Annotated in this window: 24 protein-coding genes; 12 read left to right on the top strand and 12 right to left on the bottom strand. The window is 50.1% G+C overall.

The annotated features are described in order from the left end of the window. Positions 1-6: 6 nt before the first annotated feature. The 3 genes from B9G79_RS04120 to clpB form a co-directional block, all read right to left on the bottom strand. Positions 7-1,116: a CapA family protein gene (locus B9G79_RS04120; protein WP_088564425.1), complete on the bottom strand. Its 1,110-nt coding sequence runs from the start codon at positions 1,114-1,116 to the stop codon at positions 7-9. A gap of 91 nt (positions 1,117-1,207) precedes the next feature. Further along, complete coding sequence (locus B9G79_RS04115; protein WP_015092070.1) at positions 1,208-1,591, bottom strand: methylglyoxal synthase; 384 nt, start codon at positions 1,589-1,591, stop codon at positions 1,208-1,210. A gap of 118 nt (positions 1,592-1,709) precedes the next feature. After that, the gene (clpB, locus tag B9G79_RS04110; RefSeq protein ID WP_232469142.1) at positions 1,710-4,298 is read right to left on the bottom strand and encodes an ATP-dependent chaperone ClpB; all 2,589 of its coding nucleotides are present in this window, start codon (positions 4,296-4,298) and stop codon (positions 1,710-1,712) included. 58 nt (positions 4,299-4,356) lie between these two features. Here clpB and B9G79_RS04105 point away from each other — a divergent pair, with 58 nt between their 5' ends. From B9G79_RS04105 to B9G79_RS04080, 7 genes are all read left to right on the top strand, one after another. Then, complete coding sequence (locus B9G79_RS04105; RefSeq protein WP_232469141.1) at positions 4,357-4,617, top strand: hypothetical protein; 261 nt, start codon at positions 4,357-4,359, stop codon at positions 4,615-4,617. Positions 4,618-5,183: 566 nt separating this feature from the next. Further along, on the top strand, positions 5,184-6,017 hold the full coding sequence (locus B9G79_RS04100; RefSeq protein ID WP_011165421.1) for a flagellin N-terminal helical domain-containing protein: 834 nt from the start codon (positions 5,184-5,186) through the stop codon (positions 6,015-6,017). Between the two features lie 281 nt (positions 6,018-6,298). Continuing rightward, positions 6,299-7,075 (top strand): hypothetical protein, encoded by a 777-nt coding sequence (locus tag B9G79_RS04095; protein ID WP_088564423.1) that lies wholly within the window; start codon positions 6,299-6,301, stop codon positions 7,073-7,075. Between the two features lie 109 nt (positions 7,076-7,184). After that, positions 7,185-7,319, top strand: coding sequence for a hypothetical protein (locus B9G79_RS18470; RefSeq protein WP_269768127.1), 135 nt, complete (start codon positions 7,185-7,187; stop codon positions 7,317-7,319). A gap of 196 nt (positions 7,320-7,515) precedes the next feature. Next, positions 7,516-7,755, top strand: coding sequence for a hypothetical protein (locus tag B9G79_RS18280; protein WP_157678710.1), 240 nt, complete (start codon positions 7,516-7,518; stop codon positions 7,753-7,755). 63 nt (positions 7,756-7,818) lie between these two features. Then, on the top strand, positions 7,819-8,967 hold the full coding sequence (locus B9G79_RS04085) for an aminotransferase class V-fold PLP-dependent enzyme (RefSeq protein WP_088564422.1): 1,149 nt from the start codon (positions 7,819-7,821) through the stop codon (positions 8,965-8,967). Positions 8,968-9,051: 84 nt separating this feature from the next. Next, complete coding sequence (locus B9G79_RS04080) at positions 9,052-9,804, top strand: cyclic nucleotide-binding domain-containing protein (RefSeq protein WP_088564421.1); 753 nt, start codon at positions 9,052-9,054, stop codon at positions 9,802-9,804. Between the two features lie 59 nt (positions 9,805-9,863). Here the strand turns inward: B9G79_RS04080 and B9G79_RS04075 are convergent, their stop codons facing one another. The 3 genes from B9G79_RS04075 to B9G79_RS04065 all read right to left on the bottom strand — a co-directional run bounded on the left by B9G79_RS04075 (position 9,864) and on the right by B9G79_RS04065 (position 15,125). Next, complete coding sequence (locus B9G79_RS04075; RefSeq protein ID WP_088564420.1) at positions 9,864-10,385, bottom strand: MarR family winged helix-turn-helix transcriptional regulator; 522 nt, start codon at positions 10,383-10,385, stop codon at positions 9,864-9,866. Between the two features lie 82 nt (positions 10,386-10,467). Next, complete coding sequence (locus B9G79_RS04070) at positions 10,468-13,680, bottom strand: efflux RND transporter permease subunit (RefSeq protein WP_088564419.1); 3,213 nt, start codon at positions 13,678-13,680, stop codon at positions 10,468-10,470. Between the two features lie 2 nt (positions 13,681-13,682). Further along, positions 13,683-15,125 carry a TolC family protein gene (locus B9G79_RS04065; RefSeq protein ID WP_232469139.1) on the bottom strand — a complete coding sequence of 481 codons (1,443 nt, stop codon included), beginning with the start codon at positions 15,123-15,125 and terminating at the stop codon, positions 13,683-13,685. A 169-nt stretch (positions 15,126-15,294) separates the two neighbouring features. Here B9G79_RS04065 and B9G79_RS04060 point away from each other — a divergent pair, with 169 nt between their 5' ends. Continuing rightward, positions 15,295-15,945 (top strand): TetR/AcrR family transcriptional regulator, encoded by a 651-nt coding sequence (locus B9G79_RS04060; RefSeq protein ID WP_088564418.1) that lies wholly within the window; start codon positions 15,295-15,297, stop codon positions 15,943-15,945. On the opposite strand, the gene B9G79_RS04055 is transcribed toward B9G79_RS04060, so the two are convergent. The 3 genes from B9G79_RS04055 to B9G79_RS04040 form a co-directional block, all read right to left on the bottom strand. Further along, positions 15,942-16,556 (bottom strand): hypothetical protein, encoded by a 615-nt coding sequence (locus B9G79_RS04055; protein ID WP_088564417.1) that lies wholly within the window; start codon positions 16,554-16,556, stop codon positions 15,942-15,944. The genes B9G79_RS04060 and B9G79_RS04055 overlap by 4 nt on opposite strands. Before the next feature lie 146 nt (positions 16,557-16,702). Continuing rightward, entirely contained in the window at positions 16,703-18,016 is a 1,314-nt protein-coding gene (locus B9G79_RS04050; protein WP_232469137.1) for a hypothetical protein, read from the bottom strand. 251 nt (positions 18,017-18,267) lie between these two features. Then, positions 18,268-19,326 carry a sigma-54 interaction domain-containing protein gene (locus tag B9G79_RS04040; protein ID WP_088564415.1) on the bottom strand — a complete coding sequence of 353 codons (1,059 nt, stop codon included), beginning with the start codon at positions 19,324-19,326 and terminating at the stop codon, positions 18,268-18,270. Positions 19,327-19,513: 187 nt separating this feature from the next. Between B9G79_RS04040 and B9G79_RS04035 the strand changes: the two genes are divergently transcribed. Continuing rightward, entirely contained in the window at positions 19,514-20,398 is an 885-nt protein-coding gene (locus tag B9G79_RS04035; protein ID WP_088564414.1) for a tyrosine-type recombinase/integrase, read from the top strand. A 3-nt stretch (positions 20,399-20,401) separates the two neighbouring features. Here the strand turns inward: B9G79_RS04035 and recO are convergent, their stop codons facing one another. After that, positions 20,402-20,962: a DNA repair protein RecO gene (recO, locus tag B9G79_RS04030; protein ID WP_232469135.1), complete on the bottom strand. Its 561-nt coding sequence runs from the start codon at positions 20,960-20,962 to the stop codon at positions 20,402-20,404. A gap of 35 nt (positions 20,963-20,997) precedes the next feature. Continuing rightward, the gene (locus B9G79_RS04025) at positions 20,998-21,984 is read right to left on the bottom strand and encodes a hypothetical protein (protein ID WP_088564412.1); all 987 of its coding nucleotides are present in this window, start codon (positions 21,982-21,984) and stop codon (positions 20,998-21,000) included. Positions 21,985-22,108: 124 nt separating this feature from the next. Here B9G79_RS04025 and B9G79_RS04020 point away from each other — a divergent pair, with 124 nt between their 5' ends. From B9G79_RS04020 to B9G79_RS04010, 3 genes are all read left to right on the top strand, one after another. Then, positions 22,109-22,732, top strand: coding sequence for a hypothetical protein (locus B9G79_RS04020; protein WP_088564411.1), 624 nt, complete (start codon positions 22,109-22,111; stop codon positions 22,730-22,732). A 50-nt stretch (positions 22,733-22,782) separates the two neighbouring features. Continuing rightward, positions 22,783-23,889 carry a fatty acid desaturase gene (locus tag B9G79_RS04015; RefSeq protein ID WP_088564410.1) on the top strand — a complete coding sequence of 369 codons (1,107 nt, stop codon included), beginning with the start codon at positions 22,783-22,785 and terminating at the stop codon, positions 23,887-23,889. A 90-nt stretch (positions 23,890-23,979) separates the two neighbouring features. Further along, entirely contained in the window at positions 23,980-24,450 is a 471-nt protein-coding gene (locus B9G79_RS04010) for a hypothetical protein (protein ID WP_088564409.1), read from the top strand. Here B9G79_RS04010 and B9G79_RS04005 read toward each other — a convergent pair. After that, positions 24,447-25,256: a dioxygenase family protein gene (locus B9G79_RS04005; protein ID WP_015092092.1), complete on the bottom strand. Its 810-nt coding sequence runs from the start codon at positions 25,254-25,256 to the stop codon at positions 24,447-24,449. The genes B9G79_RS04010 and B9G79_RS04005 overlap by 4 nt on opposite strands. Between the last annotated feature and the right edge of the window lie 69 nt (positions 25,257-25,325).

Genomic DNA, 25,325 nt, shown 5'->3' with positions numbered 1-25,325 from the left:
TACCAATTAATTGCAGCGCGGGATTTTCTGGTCTGGCTCCAGACGATTTACCGTACCCAGATGACGGGCGGCCTCTTTCAGCGCGTCCTTGGAACCTTTGCTGCTGATCGGATAAACGGTGTAACCATCGCGGTACGTCGGCGTGTAATAGGATGTCAGCACCTGAGTGCGGCCCTGCACATCGCGTCCCAACTGCAGATAGACAACGGCGCCGGTCTTCTTTTCGGTCCCGGCCTGGAATGCCAGGAAGTTCCCCAGAGAATACACAATCATCGTCAAACGACCATCACTGGTGCGATAGCTTTCCCAAGGTTGCAGGACATGGGGATGAGATCCCACCACTGCCACAGCGCCCGCTTCCAAAAAGCGTTTGGCATAAGCTGTTTGTGATTTGTCCGGCTTGTGGCTGTATTCCACACCCCAGTGCGGAAGCACGAACACGCCGTCAATGTCGCCACGAGCGCGCAGCTGACGAATCAATATTTCCACCTGCTGGGACTTGCCATAACAGGAAAGAACCTGGTTCTTAGTGTCTGCAATCCCATTGGTCGCTTCGGTGCAGGCAATAAAGGCCATGCGATAACCGCGCACATCCGTCAGGTGATAGAAGTTTTCATTCGGCGCGTAAGACGGTCTTGTGCCCACTATGGAAAGGCCGATGTTTTTTGCGGCCTCAATCGTGCGATCGACTCCCCGCCATTGTCTGTCCAAGGAATGATTGTTCGCGGTGCTGATCAGATCAATATTGGAACTTTTCAGATCACGCAGAATCTGCGGATGGAAGTTGAAGGAAAAATTCGTTCCCGAATACACGTTCAGATCATAGGTGAAACCCTGATCGCCCACATCACGACCGGCTTTGTCGATACCAACGGCCGCCGGGCCTTCCAGATTCACGGTCATGTAATCGGCTTTGTTGAACAACGGAATGGCCTTGTTCCAAAGACTTGTGAAGTTCTGTTTGGGCAGAATGTTTTTATAAAGAGCATCGTGAACCAGAATGTCCCCGGCAAAACCCAGTACCACGGAACCATCAGCGCAATTCGCCCCTTTGTTGGCGTGGGCCGACGTTGCAAAGATCAAACTGGCAATAAGGAAGGCTTTATTCAGACGCATAGCCCGTGAGGATGCCCTCGGCAGAGGGGTTTCTCAACCCACAGGCCTGTAACGGAAAAGAATGCAAAAGGTGTCTAAAACCCTGACAGCACTAGTCGTGGGAAAGGCCCGTAATCAGCAGCTCAGCCGTCGCCGGATTGGTCGCCAAAGGAACGTTATGAACGTCACAGATTCGCATCAGCATCGAGATGTCCGGGTCATGGGGATGCATGCCCAGCGGATCACGGAAAAAGATCACCCCTTGGCACTTGCCAGTCGCAACCTCGGCAGCGATCTGGGCGTCCCCACCCAGCGGTCCCGATAGCCTGCGTGTAACCTTCAGACCCGCGGCTTGAATCAGACGACCGGTATTGCCGGTGCCCACCAAAGTGAAGTTTTTGAAAGTATCCAGATGATCACGCACGAATGAAACCATCAAAGCTTTCTTTCCGTCGTGAGCAATCAAGGCCAATGTCTTTTTCTTTTGTTTTTTCATTCCTTCACTCTATTCCCGTAAAACTCAATTGTCATGTCATCGCTTAAGAAGCAAAAAGCCCTGCCTCGATGAGACAGGGCTTGATGCTGTTTAGCCAGAAAAAACAACCAGGCCCCTTTTAGAAGGTCAAGGAGCCGCCGTTGGCTTTGACGTGAATGGTGTCTCCGGCTTTGACTTTGCCAGAGATGATCTCTTTGGAAAGTGGGTTCAGAAGTTCGGTCTGAATCACACGCTTCAAAGGTCTTGCACCATAAATCGGGTCGTAGCCTTTCTTCGCCAGGAAGTCGATGGCCTCCTGATTGAAGTCGATGCCGATCTTTTTTGCTCTCAGTCGTTGCGCGACCAGATCCAACTGCACCTTCACGATGCCGGAAATCTGCGATTCGCCCAGGGACTTGAACATCACGATCTCATCAATACGATTCAGGAACTCCGGACGGAATCTTTCACGCAAAGCTTCGTTGACGGCTTCACGCTTCTGATTTTCCGACATACCCGGATCCAAAATCGACTGTGAACCCACGTTCGAGGTCATGATCAACACGGTGTTTTTGAAATCCACCGTGCGCCCCTGACCATCGGTCAAACGACCGTCATCCAGAACCTGCAACAGGATGTTGAACACATCCGGATGGGCTTTTTCAACCTCATCCAGCAGAACCACACTGTACGGGCGGCGACGGACTGATTCCGTCAACTGACCACCCTCTTCATAACCGACATAACCCGGAGGCGCGCCGATCAGACGGGATACCGCGTGTTTTTCCATGTATTCACTCATGTCGATACGAACAACGGCTTGTTCGTCATCGAACAGGAATTCGGCCAAGGCCTTCACGGTTTCAGTTTTACCCACACCCGTCGGACCCAGGAACATAAAGGTCCCGATCGGACGGTTCGGGTCTGAAATCTCAGCCCGCGCCCGGCGAATGGCATCGGCCACAATCGTCAGGGCATGATCCTGACCCACCACACGGTGTTTCAAAGAATCTTCCATGTGCAGCAGTTTCTGAGATTCACTTTCCAGCATTTTGCTGACTGGAATTCCCGTCCACTTCGCGACGACTTCGGCCACATCCTCAGGACCGACCTCTTCTTTCAGCATGCGGTTTTCTGAAGCGGATTTTGCGCCTTCCTTGCTGCGCTCTTCCAGGGCTTTAAGTTTTTTCTCGGCCTCGGGAAGCTTTCCGTACTTCAGTTCGGCCGCTTTACCCAAGTCGCCTTCGCGCTCGGCTTTGGCCACCGCCACTTTCAGATCCTCAATGTCGGCTTTGAGTTTTTTAATACCCTCAATGCCGCCTTTTTCAAATTCCCACTGTTCACGCAGCAACTGGTTCTTGGCGTTCAGCTCGGTGATTTCTTTATCGATCACCGCCAGACGCTCGCGGGCGCTTTCGTCTTTTTCTTTTTTCAGCGCCTCTTTTTCAATACGCAACTGCATCAGCTCGCGTTCGATCTTGTCGACTTCTTCCGGCACCGAGCGGGTTTCAATACCCAGCTTGCTGGCCGCCTCGTCAATAAGGTCAATCGCCTTGTCCGGCAGGAAACGGTTGGTGATATAACGGTGAGACAATTTCACCGCCGACACCAGCGCCGCATCCGTGATGCGAATACCGTGGTGGACTTCATACTTTTCTTTCAGGCCACGCAGGATGGTGATGGCGTCTTCAACACTTGGTTCCTCGACCATCACAGTCTGGAAGCGTCTTTCCAAAGCCGCATCCTTTTCGATGTACTTGCGGTACTCATCCAAAGTGGTCGCACCGATACAGCGCAATTCACCGCGCGCCAGTGCCGGCTTCAGCAACTGTCCTGCATCCATGGCGCCGTCGGTTTTACCCGCGCCCACCAAAGTGTGCAGTTCGTCGATGAACAGAATGATCTGGCCTTCACTGCTGGTCACTTCTTTGATCACCGCCTTCAGACGGTCTTCAAATTCCCCACGGTACTTGGCACCCGCAATCAGGGCTCCCATATCCAGGGACATCAGTTTTTTGCCAATCAGATTGTCCGGTACGTCCTGTTTGATAATACGCAAAGCCAGGCCTTCGGCGATGGCGGTTTTACCCACACCAGGCTCACCGATCAGGACCGGGTTGTTTTTGGTACGACGGGAAAGAACCTGCACCACGCGGCGGATTTCTTCATCGCGACCCACCACCGGATCCAATTTGCCCTCGGCCGCCAAAGCGGTCAGATCACGGGCGTACTTGTTCAGAACCTCGTACTTGTTTTCCGGATCATCATCCGTCACTTTTTGTTTTCCGCGAATTTCAGTCAGGGCCGTGCGAGCCGCCTCCGCCGTGACTTTGTTTTTCTTAAACAGCCCAAGCAGTTCAGAGTCCCCCCCTTTAAGCATGGCCATAAAGAAGTGCTCGGTGGAGATATAGGAATCACCCCACTCCTGCGCTTCGTCTTCGGCCGCCTTGAAGATCTTTTCAAGACGAGGGCTGGCAAACAGCTTTTGGCCGCCGCCCGTCACCTGAGGGAATTTATCAATTTTGGTCCGCAGTTCCGCAAGGAACTGGGCCTGAGGAACATTCAATTTGTCGAGAATGCGCGGAACAATGCCTTCGGTCTGCTGTACCAGCTCCATCAGAAGGTGTTCCGGCTCTACAGAGGGGCTGTTTTTGCGCTCAGCCAGTCTCGCGGCGGCCTGCATGGCCTCCTGGCTTTTTCGCGTCATTTTTTCAATATCGTTGCTCATAAACCCTCCATCTGGAATAAAGGATGAGTCTTATTTCAGCAATGTCAAGGCGGTCACAGTGGCAGGTATCGTAAATCCCAAAGGTAAAGGCAAATCCCAGCCGCGCCTGCATCCATCCATCAAAAAAGACCGCGTCAACCCCAAGGACTACATGGAATATGACACACGCTTTTCCTGTGAGGACTGTTCTCACTATGATGGCGAAAAAGTTGTCTGCACTATTGGGTACAATCCCATTCATCACCTGAAAGCCACACAGACCCACCAGTACGAACTGGCGGGCAACATGGCCTTCTGCCGCTTTATCGAAATCGATTAAATTCTGTTCCTTTGCACTCCAGCAGCGGGTTTGCGGCCTTTGCGTCGCTTAAGCCCTTTATCCCCATTCAGAAAATTGACTTATCCAAAGTCCTGCCAAATTCGATTTTTCCCTCTGAAAGTACTGTGTACAAATGATTCAGGACAATCCTACGTCCTGAAACCCCGATCTGCCTTACGGCCAGTATTGTGAAAAACAAACAAAACCCGCCCGACGTCCTGTCAAGAGCTCGTACCAAATCCCGATCTAATGCACATCAACGATTCACTCAGAAGGAGTCAAGAGAGATGGTCACTCTCTTGCTGAACCGAAAGGAGGGCCTTCAAGGATGAAAGTAAAATAGAACAATAGATTGTTCACCGGGCAGAGCCCAGGAGCTGCAGAGGCTGCAAGCCTCGGAAGCGGACTAAGCCCAAGCTCTGAAAAGAGCAAAAAACAAAGGCCATACAAATGCACCGACTCGGATGTCAGTGCCGGCAAAGCGAAAGTAGGTTTCGCTGATGCCAACAAAACAAATCAAGGAAGGTAATGAATATGAAAAATAAATATTAACGGAGGAATTTAAAATGGGAATGAGAGTAACAACAAATATCAGTGCACTGAATGCTCAACGTAACTTGGTCGGTTCTCAAAGACAGATCAACGACTCTATGGCGAAACTTGCTTCCGGCAGCCGCATCAATAAAGCTGCTGACGACGCTGCAGGTTTGGCGATCTCTGAAGGCTTGAAAGCTCAGATCAGATCTGCTGCTCAAGCTCAGCGCAATGCGAACGATGGTATCTCCATGGTTCAAACTGCAGAGGGTGGTCTGAACGAGATCGGTAACATCGTGGTTCGTCTTCGTGAGTTGGGCATCCAGGCTGCTTCTGATACAGTTGGTGAAACAGAGCGTGGCATGTTGAATAAAGAGGTTCAACAGTTGAAATCAGAAATGCAGCGTATTGCTTCTGTAACAACTTGGGGTACTACAAAACTATTGGATGGTTCTTCTCCGAAGTTCGATTTCCAAGTAGGTTTGTTCAACAACTCTGAAGAAGATCGTATCTCCTTCAACGCTTCTGAAAACGTGGCTACTTTGGATGCTCTGGGTCTGTCTGGTGTGGATTTCTCCACTAAAGAAGGCGCTCAGGAAGCTTTGGGTATGCTGGATAATGCACAGACTTCAATCTCTGGAACTCGCGCCAACCTGGGTGCCCTTCAGAACAGATTGACTTCTACAGTGGACAACTTGGGTGTTGCTCAAGAGAACTTGTCTGCAGCTAACAGCCGTATCCGTGACACAGACGTTGCTCAGGCATCTTCCGAGATGACTCGTAACAACATCTTGTTGCAAGCTGGTACATCCACTTTGGCTCAAGCCAACCAGTCCAACCAATTGGCTCTTAAGCTGATCGGTTAAGCCGCGGCAGCGGACGAGGCTGAGGGCGCAAGCCCGAAGCTGAAGTAAAAGGTAACTTTATACCCGGAGGGTTTACGCCTTCCGGGTTTTTTATTTTGGGGGAACCGGCTAGGCATCGGCTTCCCTTTTTCATTTTTAATGTTCAAAGTTTTTCCAGGCAAAGCTGCCTAGATAATTAGCACCAGAAAAGTGTAGAACTTTTTTACCAATAATTTCAAATATTTAGCTAAAGTCCAGGGCAAAACCTTCCGAAAAATATGGAAGAAGCATGGAGGTTTTGTATGACTAAACATATCACAGCAAGATTGATGGTCGCTCTTTTCGCCACCGCAGCTCTTGCCGCCTGTGGCAAACAAGGAGGATTCGAGTCCCTGCCTGGCGCTACCGGCAATACCAGCCAAGGGTCCAGTGATGGCGGGAACTCTGGTCAAGGTGGCACACCTGCTCCGACAGAGCCAGCTCCTCCAAGTGCTTACGACAAAATGGATTTAAATGGATACGTGGGCGGCGGCACCTATGAAAATGAAAAGGTGCTTGGTATCGACAAAGCCAACAACGCTTTGCTTCTGTACCTCCCCCTGCCTGGTGCCTTCAGCAGTCTTTATATAGATGTGCCGCAAGTAAAGGGGGTTCAGATCAAGACGGTCATGGATTCCCAGCAAAAGGCGCGCGTAGCCGTCAGCATTCCACTGAAACTGATTGTTAAAGATCGCGTTACAACCCTGCCGGCGACTAAATTGCCAAATGGTAACAACCTGCCAATGATGCCAAGCGGAGAGCTTCCATCCCTTGGGCTGGGTCTGAATCCGAACTCGGACAACAAGGTTTATCTGTATTTCGGCGTGAATGCGGTCGGAATGTTTATCGAAAGTTCCTTGTTCCCGGCATTCCTGGGCCTGACGTACCCTCTTAAGAACGCTGCTGCGACCCGCACCCTGGGCTATTTCACGATTGTCCCTAAATCCGGCGCCTATAATGGTGGTCTGTTCCTGTCCTTCATCCTTCCGAATGATCTGGCCAAGATCATCGATGACCACTTGAGTGGGGTTATCAAGTAACCAAGACCGTCCTCATCGTAATTCTATTTTGATTTGCCTGCCCCCTTAATTCTCGCTAGTCTAAGGGGGCATTTCCATTATTGAACCAGGACATTTCAGGGAGCGAATCATGGCAAAGAAAAAAGCAAAACCTGCGAAGAAAGTAGCTAAGAAAGCAGCGAAACCTGCTAAGAAAGCTGCCGCAAAAAAAGTAACTAAAAAAGCTGCTAAACCAGCTAAAAAAGCGACTGCTAAAAAACGCTAAACCAGCTAAGAAAGCCGCTCCTAAAAAAGCAGCTGCCAAAAAAGCTGCGAAGCCTGCGAAAAAAGCCGCTGCTAAAAAGCCAGCCGCAAAAAAACCTGCTGCGAAGAAACCAGCTGCTCCTAAAAAGGAAAAAGCTGCAGCCGCTGCTGCCGGTGGTATCGCTGCCGTTGAAGTTCTGAAACCTCAGGTTGAAGACATGACAGCGGATTTCGATGACGAAGCTGAAATCGACAGCATGATCGACATCGAAGAAGAAGCTGTTTCTGAAGACGACGAATGGGATGACGAAGACGAGTCTGAAGAAGGCGAAGGTTCCATCGAAGAAGACGACGAAGACGAAATCGAAGAAGACATCACTTCCAAACACGATGATGATGGCGACGACGATGACGATGAAGACGACGAAGACTTCGGTGATGACGAAGGTTACTTCTAGTCGCTGCGCACACAGCAAATAAAAAAGGGAGTCTTTGACTCCCTTTTTTATTATCATCAGGGCATGTACAAACACCTTTATAAGCGCTTCCTTGATGCCCATCCCCAGCAGATCCATTTTGCCTGCCACAGCCACCACTACTGGCCGGATGCCACCCGCGAAGCCCACCTGCAGTACTGGGATGATTCCTGCAAATATGTCGACAACAAATGGAACCACATTTTTTCCACCAAGGTTCCCCAGGCACAAAAACTGATCGCCGAAAATCTGAACCTGTCCCATCCCGAACAGATTGTTTTTGCCCCGAACACGCACGAATTTGTCTTTCGCCTGCTCAGCTCCCTGAACTGGGATAAAAAACTGCGCATCCTGACCACCGATTCAGAATTTTACAGCTTCGACCGTCAGATCAACCGCCTGTCTGAAATGGCTCCGTTTGAAGTGGTGAAAGTGCCCACCCTGCCCTTTGAGACCTTCCAGGAAAGATTCGAGGCGGCAGCAAAATCCTCAGCCTGGGATCTGGTCTTTGTCAGCCAGGTGTTCTTTAACTCAGGACTTGCTTGCGATATTCACCGTCTGGCGAAAGCCGCCCCCGCCGACAGTTTGTTCGTGGTGGATGGCTATCATGCCTTTATGGCGATGCCGACGGATTTAAAGCCCATCGAAGATCGCCTTTTCTATCTTGCCGGCTCTTACAAATACGCCCAGGGAGGCGAAGGGGCCTGCTTCCTTTATGTTCCCCCAAGCACCCGTCACCGTCCGTTTCACACGGGATGGTTTGCCGAACTTTCCAAGCTTTCTGCCGTGGGAAATGAAGTGGGTTATCCGACCGATGCCCTTCAGTACGCTGGCAGCACCATGGACTTTTCAGCGCTGTACCGCCTGATTGCCTCGCTGGAAACATTCAAGAAAGAAGGCCTGACGGTCACGGCCATTCACACCCACATTCAAAATAATCAAAAGGTCTTTCTGCAGGAACTGGATCAAAAGAAGCATCCCCTGCTGAACCGCTCGCGTCTGATGGCTTTGGATCTTGATCATCATGGTCACTTTCTGACTTTCGATCTTCCCACCACCGAGGACTGCCAGAAGCTGGTGCGGGATCTGGATGCTCGCGGAGTCCATGTGGATTCACGCAAGAACCGCCTGCGTTTCGGCTTCGGGTTGTATCATGATACAGAAGATGTCCGCAGCGTGATCGCCCGTCTGTAGAAAGGTCGAGGCAGCCCTCGCGGTCGTTGAACAAGCCGAAGAATTCTCTATTCTTTATTAAGGAGTCCGAAGAAGGGAATTCGCGTGGCTGACCTTGAAAGTAAAAGAATATTTCTGATCGCTTCTGCCAAACCGGAAGAAGCAGAGAAAATTGAAAGCACCCTGACCAAGCACATACAAAATGCCACCGTTTTCACCGCCACTGATGGCAGTGCCGCCCTTTTCAAAGCCGAAAACGTGATCCCGAATGTGGTCATCGTGGATTCCGAGATCGCCAAAGTCAGTGCTCTGGATCTGACACAAAAGCTGATTCAAAGAAAAGAGCGCATCGCTGTCATCATCATGTCACCGCTTCCGGACACGGATCACTTTGTCGACGAAGTGGTCACGGGCCAGGTGCACATCCTGACCCGCCCCACCGATGAGGCAACATTTATTGAACACCTGACGCGCGCCTTGAACTGGATTGTGAACGGTGACAATGCCAACTATCGCATGAAGTTCCTGGCGGCCAATCAGATTCTGATCCGTGAAGGTGAAAAAGCCGAGTCCGTGTACCTGGTGAAACGCGGGCAGTTGAAAGCCTACAAGGCTGACAACGGTGTTGAAACCCTGTTGGGTCATATCAATCCCGGCGAATTCGTGGGTGAAATGGCCTACATCAACGGCGAACCCAGATCCGCCAACGTCATGAGCCTGACCAACTGCGAACTGATTGAAATCCCCAACAACTGTCTGGACGTGGTGCTGTTCTCAAAACCCGCCTGGTCCAAGGCGCTGGTGAAAACACTTTCCCTGCGACTGAAAAATTCCAACGAAGACAAAGTTCAAAACTAAAAAAGGCCGTCACAAGACGGCCTTTTTTCTTCCAATTTCAAATTTCCAATGTCTAATTTCTATCTCGGTGTCAGCGCTGACTTGTTCTGAATCATCTTTTCCATCAGACCGTTCAGGCTGCTTTTTTCCTCGTTGGAAACCACATTCCAGAAGTTCACAATGCGTGGATACCATTGAGGGAAGATATCCTGAATCGCCTGCTCCCCTTTTGGAGCCAGACGAATCACAAAGGAACGACCGTCAGACTGATGCCCCTCACGAACCACCAATTCAGCTTTTTCTAGGCTGTTGATCAAACCTGAAATCGTGGCTTGGGTTACACCCACCTGGTTGGCCAACTCGGAAGGACGCAATCCCGCAGGCGCATTTCGAAGCAGGAACAACAACATAAATCGACCGCTGGAAAGGTTGTACTTGGCAAGCAGGCTGTCCAGGCTGTTTTCAATCTCGCTGGCCACTTTCAGGAACAGCAGATTGGAATACACCGCCATGGAATCCGGCTCTGCCGCCACCGGCAGTGTCGTCAAAGACGTATGAACCTCTTCACGGGAAGGGAGATCTTGAATGAATAATTTTGCCATAAAGGCCTCCAATATCTGAAATCAAGGGCGGGTTCCCCTACTCCGGCAAAGCCGGATTGCTCAAGGTCCGCCCGGTACTGCATTATTTAGCCGGAATCATGCCTTTGTCGTCATGGTTCTCGGATTCTTCAATCACGGCATCTCTGGATTTTTCTTCCATCTTTTTCTGGGAAGTAAATCTAGCTCCGAAGTTATTTGCCCACACACGGAATCTGTCCACGTAAGTGAACACTGCCGGTACCACAATCAAAGTCAGGATCGTGGATGAAATCATACCCCCGATGATCGCAACCCCCATCGCCGTACGCGTTTTGGAAGCCGCATTCATACCGATCGCCACCGGAACAACCCCGGCGATCAATGCGAAGGACGTCATCAGGATCGGACGAAGACGGGTCTTACCAGCCAGAATCAAAGCTTCACGGCGGTTTTTACCCTCTTCCATCATCTGCTTGGCAAAGTCGACAAGCAAAATACCGTTCTTACCCGCAACCCCGATCAGCATGAAGAACCCGAAGATCGCAAAGATCGTCAGAACTTCACCGGTCAGGAACAGCGCCAGGAAGGCACCGCACAAAGCCAACGGCAACGCCACCATGATCGTGATCGGCGTGATGAAGGACTCGTACAGAGACGACAGGATCAGATAGATGAACAGAATCGCAAAGCCCAGTGCCATCACCGTGGATGTCATCAGTTCCTGCATGTTTTCCGCATCACCACCAAATCCATAGCGCACACTTGGAGGCAGAGCATTTTCACCCGTCGTCATTGCTGCCACGGCTGAATTCACCACGTCACTCAAGCCTGCACCCGGTGCCAGACCTGCAGTGATCTGAATGTAACGACCGCGGTCCTGACGTTCGATGGAAGCCGGTCCGGACTCCACTTCACCTTTGGCGATATCGCTCAAACGCACCAGTTTTCTGTTCACGTTCGGAACATAAACGTCATTGTACGTTTTCATCAAGTCGCGCTGATCTTCCTGCAAACGAACACGAACTTCGTACTCACGACCACGTTCGCGGAATTTCGCCGGCGTCAAACCCTCGACCTGGGCACGAAGCTCGCCCCCCATAGTGCTGGTGTTGATACCAAATACTTTAGCCGCGCCTGGTTTCAAGTGAACCTGCATTTCAGGTTTACCCGGGCGATAGTTCGAGTCGACGTCCTTTAGACGTGGATCCTTCTTCAAAAGTTCATACATTTTTGTGCCGGCTTTTTCCAACTCCACCGGGTCCGCAGAAATAATGTTCAGAATGAATGGCTGACCACCCATACCGCCAGTTGCGTCATACTTTTTAACAACCGGATTCGCAGAGGACAAATGCGTCAACTGACCACGGATTTTGTCACGGAACTGCTCTGTTGTCAGAGGCCCGCGCTCTTTACCATCCTTCATGCGAACATAGAAGCTGGCTTTATTGGACTCCCCGTACAAGCTGCCCACGATCATTGTCGTGAAGCGAACTTCCGGATTGTCGTGCAGGATCTTGTCCACCTGACGAGCCACTTCTTCTGTACCATCCAAGCTGGTGCCTGGCTGCAGTTCCAAAGTCACAGAGAATTCACCCGAGTCATCATCGGAAATGAACGCGCCTGGAACTTTCGTCACTGTATAGATACTCAGGAAGAACACCATCATGGTCAGACCGATAGTCACCTTCGGCCAATCCAGAGATACATTCAAAAGTTTCACATACACGTTTTCAAGCATGGTTTGGAAACGGTCGAAACCTTTCACCATGCGGCCCAGAGTCTTGTCATACAAGCCTGCTGGCTTGTGTTTGTCATGACCACCACCGTGACCGGAGCCACCGAAGTATGCTGTCAGCATCGGGATCAAAGTCATTGCCACGAACCAGCTGATCGCCATCGAGAACACGACCGTCATACCAAACTGTTTCAGGAACTGACCGATGGTTCCGGACATTGTACCCACTGGCACAAACACCGCGATAACCACCAGAGTGATCGCCATAACGGCCATCTGGATTTCAGTTGTCCCTTTTTCCGCCGCAGTCAGGGATTCTTCACCCAGCTCCATACGACGATAGATATTTTCAATAACCACGATCGCGTCATCGATCAACAGGCCCACGGCCAGAGTCAATGCCAGCATGGATACGATGTTGATAGAGAACCCGGCAATCTTCATGACCATGAACGCACCAATCAAAGAAATTGGAACAGACAAGGCTGTGATGAATGTGGAACGCGGGCTTCCCAGGAAGAAGAACACGGTAATAACTGTCAAAAGGATACCGATGATGATCGTCTCGTAAACGTCATACAAGTTGTCCGAGATTTTCACGGAAGCATCTGTCATGACCGCGACAACCGGAGCACCTTCCATTTTTTCAAGCTCAGGCTTGATTCGGTTCATCTGCTTGATCACGTCCTGGGCCACTTTCACAGTGTTGGAACCGGACTGACGATACACTTGCAGGAACAGGGATTTTTCACCGTCTACATAAGCACGGGATTTTTCATCGGCCAGAGTGTCAACGACTTTACCCAGGTCCGCCACGCGAGTTGGGACTTCATTCCCGTAAAGGTTTACCAGAGTGTCCGAGATTTCCGGCACGGATGAGAACTCACCCAGACCACGGAAGACCATCTCTTTTTGACCCTGATTCACTTTACCGGAAGGGATGTTCTGACCGGAAGCGCCCACTTGCGCCGCCACCTGAGATACAGAGATCTCACGGGCACGCAGTTTTTTGCGATCCAGAAGCACATGAATTTCACGCTCACGACCCCCGATGATCTCGATGGCCCCGACGTTACGAACCTGCTCAAGGCGCGGTTTCACAAACTGGTCGGCGATATCAAACAGTGCCGCATCGCCAAGGTCTTTGGCAGTCAAAGACACCGTCAGGATCGGCGTGTCCGCCGGGTCAAAACGTTTAATCAGTGGATCTTCAACGTCGTCAGGCAATTTGGCTTTGGCAAGGTTGACCTTGTCGCGCACTTCCTGCTCGGCGTGTTTGACGTCCACTTCACTGTTGAACTCAACGATAACCTGGGAAACACCTTCCAGGGATTTGGAGGTCAGACGTTTAATACCGGAAATCGTACTGACTTCCTCTTCAATAGGACGGCTGACCAGAGTTTCGATCTCGGCAGGACCCGCACCCGCATAAACGGTTTGTACGGTTACCACCGGAATGGAAACGTCCGGATAAAGATCAACGGACATGGATTTGAAGGAGGCCCAACCGACAACCACCATGGCGATGGTCACACACGTGATAAATATCGGACGGCTGATGGATAACTTAGGTAAGCTCATGACTATTTCCCTCCTTCAGGAGAGGCTTGGTAAAGTTTGATTTGCGCCTGCAAACCAAGGATATTTGCTGCTGATTTTACTTTGCTGATTGCGGACGTTGTATAGTCCTGTTCAAACAACAGAACCTGATACGTCGTCGTACGACCCTGACGAAGGCGAACGCGCTCGTTTTCAAGCTTCGCTTTCTGAGCATCTTCAATGCGAGACAACAAACGAAGGTTGTCACGGGCATCCTGAAGATTGCGGGTCAAATTGGTCCAATCGATTTCCTGGGCATAGTAAGCATATTCACGGTTCAGCTCTGCCGCGCGTTCCGCTTTGCGAGCACCGGCTTTTGTGTCAGATGCCGCACCGATATTCAAAGGCATGCTGAAGCGAACACCTACAAAAGCGGTGTCCTGGTCCGTTTTACCGGATTCTTTCATCGCTTCGTTGTATTCCTCATCGCGGCCGTTCATTGCATAGTTACCGTAAAGATCCAGAGACGGACGGTTTCTTTCCAGCGTGATCACCGCATTGGCGCGGGCTGCTGCCAACTGAGCGTTAGTCGCTTCAACATCCGCACGGCTGCCCGGACGAGCGCCCGGGATGGTCAGTTGCTCCAATGATTTATAGTTCACCTTTTCAAGTGTCTCTACTTTGGCAGAGGCTTCGCGGTTCAGGAATTTATTGAACATGCGTTGGGCTTCAAGATATTCGTTCTGAGCCACTTGCAGTTCCAAAGTACGCGCTTCAACCAAAGCGCGGGCCTGCAGAACGTCCGCTTCTTCGCCCAGATTCATTCTTTTTTTACGGCTGACATAATCAAGAATACTTTGCGCCGCTTGTTTGGCCTGTTCTTGAATCGTCACCACGTCCTGCCACGCAGCAAGCTTCCAATAAGCCGCTTCTGCACCCGCAAGAATGTTCAGGGATTGCCCTTGGCTTGAGAATTTTTCCGCAAGGTTCTGCGCGCGCAAAGCCTCTTCATTGGCCTGAGCGGTACGGCCGAAACCATTGGCCCACAAAGGCATGGACAATTCCAGCTTCGGAGTTGCATCCCAGTATTTGGATGGATTGATCGGAGACGTTGGCGCCAGCCCTTCAAATTGTGTGCGCGTCAGATCATAAGACAATTTGGTTTGAAGACCGAAACTGAACTGCTGACTTACACCCAGGGAGTAATACTGACTTTTAACTTCGTCATACATTTTCGGATTGCCGGGCTTGCCGTCATAGCCCCAGCGGGCTTCTGCAAAAAGCTTCGGCGTGAAGATCAAATCTGCTTCACGGGATTTTAACTGGGCACCTTCTGACTGCTCAGCACTTCCTTTATAGGCCGTACTGTCACCTTTCACCTGATCGAGATACTCGTTCAGAGTCAGTGCGGAGGCCGAAGCTCCGTGCAAAAGAGTCCCACAGATGAGGAACTTCGCTCCCCATTGTATGATCTTGTTTTTTTCCATATTAGTTCTCCAAAGTCCAATTACTGACTGGTTGAATATGTAATCGCTTACATACAAGTTTGTACCCCAATGATGATAAGTATGCAATCAATTACTTAATTGAATATCAATTGACCTTATGATACAGTATCTTATAGATAGTGATTTTAGGTATTTAGGGGGTTTATCCATGTCTGACACATCTCAACTTAAGACTGTTCAGGATGAAAGTGCTGATAGCCAAAAGGGTAAAAAGCGTGACAGAAGTGCTTCTGAAGAGCGTCTGATTGCTGCGGGCATCGAAATCTTCTCCAAGCATGGTTATGACGGCTCCACTACTAAGTTGATTGCAAAAAAGGCCGACGTAAATGAATCCCTGATCGGTCGCTACTTTGACGGCAAGGAAGGTTTGTTACTTACCATCGTCGAACGCTTCATCGAAGAAATGCGCAACGAAGAACTTGATTACCCTCCTCAGGAAAACCTGGAGAACGAGCTCATCAAGTATGTCGAATTCAAAGTGGGCAAAAGCCATGAACGCGACTGTCTTGGTAAAATCATTATCTGCCAGTGTCTGACAGACAATAAGTTCCGTAAAAAAGCATTAGAACGTATTCCCATGTTTGCGGATCCCAAGCTGATTGATCGTATGGCGCGCTTCCAGCAAAAAGGTCAGATCAGAGACGGCATGACGCTGGATGAAATCGCCGAAGAGATCGAAACCTACCTGCACGGCGCCTTCCTGTTTGATCTGATTCTTTCAGAAACTCCGGAAGAGGAAGTCGTGAAAAGTGCCCGCCGATTCATCGGGCACTACACCGCCGGAATCACAAAGTCCTAGAAGAAATACTTCAGGTTCAAAAGGGCGCTTCCAATAGCGCCCTTTGTTTTTATCGTGTCCGTACCGGAAGACAGCTTCAGCTCGGTCGTCGTGGATCGTCCGATATATTCAATCACGAAATTATCCGCAAAGAACCAGCCCAGGCCGAACAAAACACCCACCCCGTTGGTCGCTTCGCCGTCACCCGTTCCTGCCGGAGTGAACTTGTTGATACCATAAGCAAGACCCAGTGGAAGATAGAAGGATTCCCAGCGATACAGCGTTCCCGCATAAAGGAAGTGCGTCTGGAATTTGGAAGTGCTGCCGGTTGCGCTGTAAGTGATTCCGTTCAGGGTCATCTTGTCCAGATCACGTTCCCCGCCCAATGAAATACCACTGATAAAACCCCAGGAATGTTGAGGTGCGTACCAGGCGTTGAAGCCGACCTCAAGGGCGCCTTTGTATTCCAGATCATAATCAATGTCTGTTGGAGTCCCCGAAACAGTTCCGTCACCGGAAAGCTTCGCCAGATAATTCGGGCTGTACCCGATCTGAACACCATATCTCCACTCGGCGTTGGCCGTCGTGGAAAAACCCAAAATCATCATCACTGCTGCTGCGAAAATTCTCATGCTGTACTCCTGAAATGCACGTGGATTGATGATCTTTCGGGGGCCGCAAATGTGTAAACACAAATTAAATTGTTTAGGACCTTGGTCTTTTAATATGAAAAAGGCCCGTCGTTTTACCGACAGGCCCTTGGTGATTTTGGTTTTGATTACTCTGGCATTGGCAGATCGATGATCAGGCCGCCATCTGGTGGTGGAGGTGGAGGAGTCGTCACCGGATCCAACGGCGCTGGTGGCTGCTGGGATTCCTGCTTTTTCTTCTCTTCCTCTTTTTTCTTTTCTTCGTCTTTCTTTTTCTGTTCGTCCGCTTTGCGTTTTTCGTCGGCCTTACGCTGTTCTTCCTGACGGCGTTTTTCCTCGTCCTTACGCTTCTGATCTTCCTGCTGTTTGCCGGAATCTACAGATGGCTGAGAAGGAGTCGTCGGAGCTGTCGGCTTGGAAGGCTGCTGCGGGATCGGCTGTGGCTTTTCCTGCTGCTTGCGGTTTTCTTCTTCCTTACGGCGCTGCTCTTCTTGCTTGCGAGCCTCTTCCTGTTTACGAGCCTGCTCTTGCTGTTGTTGCTGCTGGCGACGAACTTCGTCGGCTTTGCGCTGCTCATCCTGACGACGTTTTTCTTCAGCCGCTTTTTTCGCAGCTTCCGCCTTGGCTGCTTCGACACGGCGCTGTTCTTCAATACGGCGACGTTCGGCCTCGGCACGAGCGCGGGTTTCAGCGTCGTGTCTTTCCATACAAACTGCTGCCGCAGAAACACCCGTACGACCGCGGTTTTGAACTTCATCCACGATACACTTATTCAGTGCGGTGTTGGTTCCGTTCTTACAAAGTCTCAAAGCATCGTACTGCAAGCGGTTGTTTTCAACCTCAAGAGCACCCTGGTTGTAAAGTTGCGATACGCACTTATCAAACGTAGGGCTGGCTGACTGGCGGCAGATAAATAGAGAATACTCTTTAGCCTGACCATAACGTGGGAACGACTTTTCCAGACTTTCCGTACAAAGCTGAGCTGGCAAATTGTTTTCAACGCCTCTTTCGCAGAAGAACGCAGCGTTTTCCAAGGTCAGCGAACGTTTCTTGGACAAATCAAGCATACACTGAACCGCATCTGCGCGTTTGGAGGTAACACAAACATCAGCAGCACGACCAACATATTTATTATGATCAGAGTATGACAAATGGTCCTTATTTGGATTGGCCTTGTTATCCAGAACCTTCGTAAGATCAATCACGCATTTTTGGAATTGAACATCCACGCGTCCCAGACCACAGGCATATTCAGCAGATGACGGCCACAAATCCAAGCCATTAAAAAGATTATCTGCACAACTTCCCATTGTCTGAGAAGCCACAGCTCCCGGCGGCGGCGGTGCTGGCGGATTGTTGTTGCCATTTCCACGTTTGATCCACGCATTGGCAGAGCTGGCCATGGCAATAATCATCAATAATGTTACAGAAGCGCGTTTCATATGAACCTCTATTATCCAAGGCCTTGAGTTGCAATGCCTGCGCCAAAACCATCTCAATTCTGTACGTTTTGGAGTATTTTACCTGCGCACAAGTTTGACAGCAGTGCCGCTTTCTGCGGCGACAAGGCCGGTAAATACAAACAGTTCCAGGGGCTTAAACGACAAAAGGCCCCGCAAAGGGCCTTTCGAAGAGAGAAGAGAACACCCGGAGTGGAAAGAGAGAGGAACCACTCCGGGTTGCTAGTACAAAACTATTTCATCGGCTTCGTGTGAACCGCGAATTTCTCGAATTCGCCGTACTCATGAAGTTTGTTATAAAGGGTCTTGATCGTGATACCCAGATTGTTTGCCGCCTGAGTTTTGTTGCCACCGAAGTGAGCCAACGCCTTCAGGATGTAACGCTTTTCAAGCTCATGCAAAGTCATCGCAGGATCGTAAGCGATAACGTCTTTTTCAGCTTCACCGTTACGGATATTCTCTGGAATATCATTCAACATGATCATGTGACCGTCAGACAGGATCTGCAGTCTTTCACACACGTTCTGAAGTTCACGGATGTTACCCGGCCACTCATAGCGAATCAGAGCCTTCATCGCTTCTTCATTCACAGAACGACCACGGTTCAGGTAGGCGTGCTGGGAGTTGTTCAGGAAGTGATTCACCAATGCAGGGATGTCTTCCTTACGACGACGCAGAGGCGGAGCACTTACCACGATCGTGTTGATACGATAGAACAAGTCCTCACGGAAGTTGCCACGAGTCACTTCCTGATCCAACTCACGGTTGGTCGCACAGATCAGACGGATATCAACTTTGATTGGGTCTTTGCCACCCACACGGTAAACTTCACCTTCCTGGATGAAACGAAGAAGCTTAGCCTGGATCGCCGGATCCAATTCACCGATTTCATCAAGGAACAAAGTCCCGCCGTTAGCCGCTTCAGCCAAACCGATTTTGCGGTTGTAAGCGCCGGTGAAGGAACCTTTTTCGTGACCGAACAACTCGGACTCAAGCAATGTTTCACGAAGGGCACCGCAGTTGATCGCAACAAACGGTTTGTTCTTGCGGCCGGAGCGATCGTGGATGGAGCGGGCGATCAGCTCTTTACCAGTACCGGATTCACCCAGAACCAGGATGTTGGCTTGGGATGGAGCTACACGGTCGATCATCTTCATCAAACTGCCCATCACTTCGGACTGATAGACGATGGTCTTGTTTTCAACCACTTTGGAAGTTTGATTTGTGTTCCACATAACTTGGTTTGCATTCTGAGAAGAGGGCAAAACAGTCGTTGAGTTGTTTTCGTTCATAGCTCCACCTTTCGGTTTACGTACTTTTTTAAACTTGGGTGGGCGTCTCAATTTGATTATCTCGCTTTGATACGCCGCGACAACGCATTGAGTTATAACTTTGGTCGTGTAGTAATTGCAATAAAAATAATGCACGACGTTAACTTTTTTTTAGGGTCTCAAACCCAATACAGGGACTTTCAGGGCTATGGCGAAGGCATTTAAGCTTTCCGAAAATATAGATAAATACCTGAAATACATGACTTTTATAAAGTCAGCCTCGCCCCTTACGATCAAGCACTATTCCCTGGATCTGATGCAGGCCTTTAATTATGAAGATCCCTCAGTTAAGTCTAAATCAATTTCGGAGTCCGAATTACTTTCCACGGCCCGGGCGGCCTTCAACCAGTGGGCGCACCTTTCGCTGGCCTCTAGAAACCGCAAAGCCGCCACTCTAAAAAGCTTCTTTTCCTGGGCCTTTGAAGAAAGCCTGACTGAGATGGATTTGTCCGTGCAGATCACCTGCCCGAAAGTCCCTAAGAAGCTTCCGCACTTTGTGAGTGTGGATGAGGCGCTCTCCGTTTTGAAAAGCTTCGACGCCGACTCGAAAATCCCGCTGAAAGAAAAAGTTCTGTTCCTGCTCTTGTATGGGGGCGGTCTGCGTGTCAGCGAGGCCTGCAATCTGAAGTGGAGCGAAGTGCAGATCTCGCAGAAAGTTCTGCGCGTGAAGGGAAAAGGTTCCAAAGAGCGTGTCGTGGCTCTGCCGTCTTTGACGGTCGATGTGCTGCTGAAATGGAAAAAGGAAAGCTCTTTTGATGAATACGTTTTCGGAGAAAAGCCACTGAATTCCCGCACGGCTTACGAAATGGTCCGCCAAAGTGGCATTCGTGCGGGGCTCTTAAAACCGCTGCATCCCCATGCGCTTCGCCACAGCTTTGCCACTCACCTGCTAAGCAGCGGCGCCAACCTTCGTACTCTACAGGAACTTCTGGGCCACGAAAGTCTGCAGGCCACGGAAAAGTACACGCACTTGGGCATTGATCAGCTGGCCCGCACCATGGAAAACCTGCATCCGCTGGGTAAAGGAAAATAAGCTTTAAAGAGTGGCGTTCACGATATAATGACGAACCATTTGTTCAACGTTCTTCAGTTCATCATCGACAATCTGACGATATGACACCAGTTGATTGCTGTCGGCCATGTTGGTTTTAAGAAAGGGTGCCATCCAGGGTTCAGCATCCACCACACCCTGCTGCAGAAGAAACTTCAGATAGAAATGCATTTTTACGACCAAAGGATCCTGAGCCGTTTCCAGGGCGCGCAACGTGTGTCCCAGAAGATTGAACAGGAACTCGGAATGACGGTCGCCTTCCTGACTGACTTTGCTGACACACTCTAAGATGTGCAAAGCCAGCTCCAGACGGTCATAGTCCGTGCGAAGTCCGGCAAAATCATTAATCAGTGTGGCCTCCAGCAGGACATGCAGTTTGCCTTCTTCGGAAGATTGTTTGTAGGTCAGGCTGACAAAATGAGTCGGCTCCAAAACCCCGCCCCCAAAGCGTTTTTTGCTCTTCGCCGCCCCCCGGGCCATAAAAGACAGCTTTTCACCTTGAGTGGAAATGGCATGCAGAATCAGATCCGATTCGGAGTATTTCATTTTCTTCAGGATAATGAAGCGATTCTGAGCTTGGGTCACACATTCCAACTTTGCTGGGCTTTGATATCTTCATACGAAGATATCAGCAGCTTGGCAAAGTCTTTTGTCGCCAGCAGTTCCGGGCCGACAATCAGCAGCCCACGCAGGCTGTCAGACGACGGCGCCGGCTCCCACCAGTGGCGGAACATTTTAATGGCATTCCACTGGCACATGTTGGTGGTCTCAAGCTTCTTCCAGCCCTCTTCGGCGGAAAGCCCCAGCTTACTGAAAACCTTTTGCGCCACAGCTTCCGCACTGACGTCCGAGAAAACACACAACGCCCGGTCATACAGTCTCGCACTGCCCGGCTTTAAAAAAGGCTGTGCGACAGAGGCCGCTTCTGTTTCAAACTTTTCAACCAACAACTGATTCACACTGCGACCGTCGCGGGCCTTCATCAGTTGATTGATAAAGTCCACCTCCAGCCAGGACTGATTTTGCACCTGCAAAGCTGGAGAACGGAAACGCTCCCCCAAAATCGCCACACTCACCATCGGTGCATAAGAACACAAACGAACGGTGTACGGGCGAATCTCAACGGATTCATGAAAATGTCTGGCGTGAGAAACACGGAAAGAAAAAATGCGCTTTTCATTCAGCAGGCGATCCAGCTCGTCGGCAAAAGGATACAACTCCCCCGTCACCGGATGATCTTCACTGAACAGAACAAAGCAGGTGTCTTTCTTCAGACTTTCCACCCACTCTTTCACGTCGGTGATCTGAGTGTGCGAACGGGCATTCACTTCATAGGTTTCTTTGTAATAGTAACCCAGCAAACCTTCAAAAACAGAGGTCTGACCCTGAACAACACCGATGGCTTTTTTGTGGGACATAAAGTGAGCCGTGCTCTGAGAAATTTCGTAAACAGCCTGAGACAGTCCCTGATAGGCACGCGCACGAATTCGCGGCGCCAGCCCCAAACAGGTTTTCACTTGATCGTTTAACTCTTCCCAGGTCTCAGGGCGCACAACATCGATGAGCATACTTCGTTCAAGGCTAGCAGATTCCCCGACAAAAGAGAGTGAGACGAAGGTCTTATTTTAAGACGCCGTTTTGAGAAACCCGGCAAGGAACATTACACTGAAATGGTTTTTTGGGAGTTCGTTTATGCGTCTATTTAATATTCTGATTCTGGCTCTTTCTTTTTTGCTGATGTCACCCGTCGCGCAAGCTCGCGATCTTTTTGAAGCGCGCCTTTCCTATGGCATGTTGAACTCAGATCCGGACTTGAACCCCTTGTGCGCAGGCTGCGCCGGTTCTGCTCCCAGTGTCACTCCGTTTTATGGTCTGGGCGCAGACGGAATTATCACACTTCCGATTCCACTTTTGCCCGGCATCGGAATTCGTTATGAGAATATGGAATTTTCGACCTCAAAATCAGGACTGGACTATACCGCCCACTTCAGCCGAACGGCGCTGCTGCTCAATTGGCGTCCCATTGATAATCTGATCTATGCCGGGCCAATCCTCACATACGGCCTGTCACATTCCACCGACCTGAAAGTCACGGAATTTGGTGTTAAAAAAGCCAGTTATTCGGCTGGCTCTCCCAGCTCGTACACAGTGGGTTTAGAGGCTGGCGTAAAGCTCATTGGCTTCTCATTAGGGGCTGAGTTCGGATATCAGAATTTCCAATGGAATGATGCGACAGACTCGACTGGTAACGCACCCTCTCAAGATATCAATATGAATGGGACTTACGGTAAATTTATCCTTGGCTTTTCCATTTAAGTATTGAAATCATGGCGCCTCTGTTACACTCAGTAGTACGAGGTGCCCTCATGACAAAAAAACGTATCGAATGGCCAGTGGCCTTGTTCTTGGTTCTGAATCCACTGATCACTCTCATCCTGGCCCCCATTTATTTCTACAATTTCGGTTTCCAATGGGACATCCTTCTTTTCGCGTTGGCTTTTGCCGCGGCAACAAACCTGGGTATTACGGCGGGCTATCACCGTTTGTTCTCCCATAAAAGCTATGATGCTCACCCACTGGTGAAAGCTCTGTTCCTTTTGATCGGTGCTTCCGCCTTCCAGGGTTCTGCGTTGAAATGGTCTTCTGACCACCGCCGTCACCACACACACATTGATGGCGAAAAAGATCCTTACAACATCAATGAAGGCTTCTGGTACGCCCACATGGGCTGGATGTTCTTCAAGGACTCCGTCGATCAGAAAATCCACGCTCCGGATCTTGAAAAAGACTGGATGGTGAAATTCCAGAACGATCACTACGTTCCAATCGCGATCCTGACAGGCTTCATCTTCCCTATGCTGGTGGGCTGGGCGATGGGTTCTTGGTTGGGTGGTCTGGTGATTGCCGGGGGCTTGCGCATCGCTTTGACCCAGCAATCCACGTTCTTCATCAACTCTCTTTGCCACACTTTAGGCAAACAGACTTATTCCAAAGAAATCTCAGCCCGTGACTCCTGGTTCGTGGCGATTCTGACTCACGGTGAGGGTTACCATAACTTCCACCACAAGTTCCAGATCGACTATCGCAACGGTATCAAGTGGTATCACTGGGATCCGACTAAATGGGTGATCCGCACTTTGAGCGCGATGGGACTTGCGACCAAACTTCGCCAGATCTCTCACGTGGAAATTCTGAAAGCCCGACTGCAGGCGGAAGCGGCCGAACTGACCAAACACGGTTTTGCTGAAGAAAAACTGGCTCAGATGAAAGAAAAGATCCTGGAAGCGCAGAACAGAATGAAAAAGCTGCGTGAGGATTATGAACAGTTCAAATTGGATGCTGTTCGCAAACGTGAAGAACTGAAAGAAGCTTACGATCACAAGCTGGAAGAGCTTCGCCGTGACATGGAAATTGCCAAACTGGAATTCCAGATGGGCATGAAACAATGGCGCGTGTATCTGCGCTCTGTCTAGATCCGGTTGTCATTATTGACATAGGCGTTGACGCCAGCACAAACCCACAACTTTAATTGGTTGTGGGTTTTGTTTTTTCAGGAGGTTGTTATGCTTAAAACTCTTTCTGCGGTGATCTTGAGTGCAGGGCTGACTTTGTCACTACCCGCTCTGGCTGATGGCTTTGCTGCCTCTTTTAAGGCGAAATACCTGCCAAAGAAGCTGGCCTCTGTAACCCCGGGTAAAACCACCAAAGCCGAAATCACCAAACTGCTGGGTAAGCCGTTAAAGACTGAAAACAAAGACACGCTGCTGTTCTATAAGACCGGCAGCCTGGATTATGACACCACCATTGAAATCAAAGACGGCAAGGTGCAATCGTTCTATCACCGCATCCCTGAAGGAAAAGTGCATCTAAAAGACGTGCAGGCCCTGCTCCCGGAAGATGCCCAAAAAGATGAATCCGAAGTGGGTCACGGCGAAGGCACCGAAACCCAAATTGAACACGACGGGGTTCGTCTGGCGGTGAAAAACACCAAGACCTCCCCGATCATTTCCTATTTTGAATCCGCAAAACCTTAAGCTTTGATCCCCACATCTAGGCTGGCGACAAAGCCGGAACTGTAGTTTCCGGACTGGATGCTCGCCATCTGATAAGCGGTCCCATCGCTGAACACATTGTCCGTGGCAAAACTGATTTTGTTAAAATTGGTTTTGCTGGCCGAATACCCCGAAGCATTGTTATATACGGAACTAGAAGTCGCCAGCGGGAACGTCAGCTGTGAAGTTCTGACGATATAGCTGTCATCCACGGCTTCAGCCATGCTGGGATAAATCTCGAAGTGGATATGGGTCATACGACCATCATAACAACCCGGAAAGATCGTCTGAAACGTCACGCTGCCATTGCTGTCGGTCTGCTGCACGCCACGCAGATAAGTTTCACTGGTGACGCCGGATGAATACATTGAATACTTGCCGTTAATATCACAATGCCACAAATAGATCGCATACCCCGCCAACGGCGCACAGGACGCGTTCACATCGAGCAAGTTCAACGTCAGGGTCAAAGGCACCCCGGTGGCCGTTGAGCTTCCCGTATAGCCACCCGTATTCAGACTGCTGCGAATATCACTGCGAACAATTCCGTTCAGTCTTAACACGTTGATGGCGCTGTCATCATGGGCAGGATACGGTCCCGCAGTTTCAGAGGGAATCTGGGCACAGCTTCCGCCATTACCATCACTGACAGACTCTGCGCCATCAGCCACGGCATTGGAAAAATTCGTTTGGGAACAGCCAGCAAGCACTCCGCCTGCGGCCGCTCCGAAAAGGGCGATTCCACCGTATTTGATCAGCTCTCTGCGAGACAGTCTTTTGATTTCCATATCCTCTGATTCCTTTCAGACAGAACACCGCCGTCTTGAACACAGAATATCAAGGCACTATGGATTCAG

Source organism: Bdellovibrio bacteriovorus, from assembly GCF_002208115.1.
Taxonomy (GTDB): Bacteria; Bdellovibrionota; Bdellovibrionia; order Bdellovibrionales; family Bdellovibrionaceae; genus Bdellovibrio; species Bdellovibrio bacteriovorus_C.
Note: the sequence above shows the minus strand (reverse complement) of the source record. Positions and strands in the feature narration are given on the sequence as shown.

Coding starts and splice junctions, on each gene's coding strand:
- B9G79_RS04120 (WP_088564425.1), bottom strand. CDS start 1,116: ATGCGTCTGAATAAAGCCTTCCTTATTGCCAGTTTGATCTTTGCAACG.
- B9G79_RS04115 (WP_015092070.1), bottom strand. CDS start 1,591: ATGAAAAAACAAAAGAAAAAGACATTGGCCTTGATTGCTCACGACGGA.
- clpB (WP_232469142.1), bottom strand. CDS start 4,298: ATGAGCAACGATATTGAAAAAATGACGCGAAAAAGCCAGGAGGCCATG.
- B9G79_RS04100 (WP_011165421.1), top strand. CDS start 5,184: ATGGGAATGAGAGTAACAACAAATATCAGTGCACTGAATGCTCAACGT.
- B9G79_RS04095 (WP_088564423.1), top strand. CDS start 6,299: ATGACTAAACATATCACAGCAAGATTGATGGTCGCTCTTTTCGCCACC.
- B9G79_RS18470 (WP_269768127.1), top strand. CDS start 7,185: ATGGCAAAGAAAAAAGCAAAACCTGCGAAGAAAGTAGCTAAGAAAGCA.
- B9G79_RS18280 (WP_157678710.1), top strand. CDS start 7,516: ATGACAGCGGATTTCGATGACGAAGCTGAAATCGACAGCATGATCGAC.
- B9G79_RS04085 (WP_088564422.1), top strand. CDS start 7,819: ATGTACAAACACCTTTATAAGCGCTTCCTTGATGCCCATCCCCAGCAG.
- B9G79_RS04075 (WP_088564420.1), bottom strand. CDS start 10,385: ATGGCAAAATTATTCATTCAAGATCTCCCTTCCCGTGAAGAGGTTCAT.
- B9G79_RS04070 (WP_088564419.1), bottom strand. CDS start 13,680: ATGAGCTTACCTAAGTTATCCATCAGCCGTCCGATATTTATCACGTGT.
- B9G79_RS04065 (WP_232469139.1), bottom strand. CDS start 15,125: ATGGAAAAAAACAAGATCATACAATGGGGAGCGAAGTTCCTCATCTGT.
- B9G79_RS04060 (WP_088564418.1), top strand. CDS start 15,295: ATGTCTGACACATCTCAACTTAAGACTGTTCAGGATGAAAGTGCTGAT.
- B9G79_RS04055 (WP_088564417.1), bottom strand. CDS start 16,556: ATGAGAATTTTCGCAGCAGCAGTGATGATGATTTTGGGTTTTTCCACG.
- B9G79_RS04050 (WP_232469137.1), bottom strand. CDS start 18,016: ATGAAACGCGCTTCTGTAACATTATTGATGATTATTGCCATGGCCAGC.
- B9G79_RS04040 (WP_088564415.1), bottom strand. CDS start 19,326: ATGAACGAAAACAACTCAACGACTGTTTTGCCCTCTTCTCAGAATGCA.
- B9G79_RS04035 (WP_088564414.1), top strand. CDS start 19,514: ATGGCGAAGGCATTTAAGCTTTCCGAAAATATAGATAAATACCTGAAA.
- recO (WP_232469135.1), bottom strand. CDS start 20,962: ATGAAATACTCCGAATCGGATCTGATTCTGCATGCCATTTCCACTCAA.
- B9G79_RS04025 (WP_088564412.1), bottom strand. CDS start 21,984: ATGCTCATCGATGTTGTGCGCCCTGAGACCTGGGAAGAGTTAAACGAT.
- B9G79_RS04020 (WP_088564411.1), top strand. CDS start 22,109: ATGCGTCTATTTAATATTCTGATTCTGGCTCTTTCTTTTTTGCTGATG.
- B9G79_RS04015 (WP_088564410.1), top strand. CDS start 22,783: ATGACAAAAAAACGTATCGAATGGCCAGTGGCCTTGTTCTTGGTTCTG.
- B9G79_RS04010 (WP_088564409.1), top strand. CDS start 23,980: ATGCTTAAAACTCTTTCTGCGGTGATCTTGAGTGCAGGGCTGACTTTG.
- B9G79_RS04005 (WP_015092092.1), bottom strand. CDS start 25,256: ATGGAAATCAAAAGACTGTCTCGCAGAGAGCTGATCAAATACGGTGGA.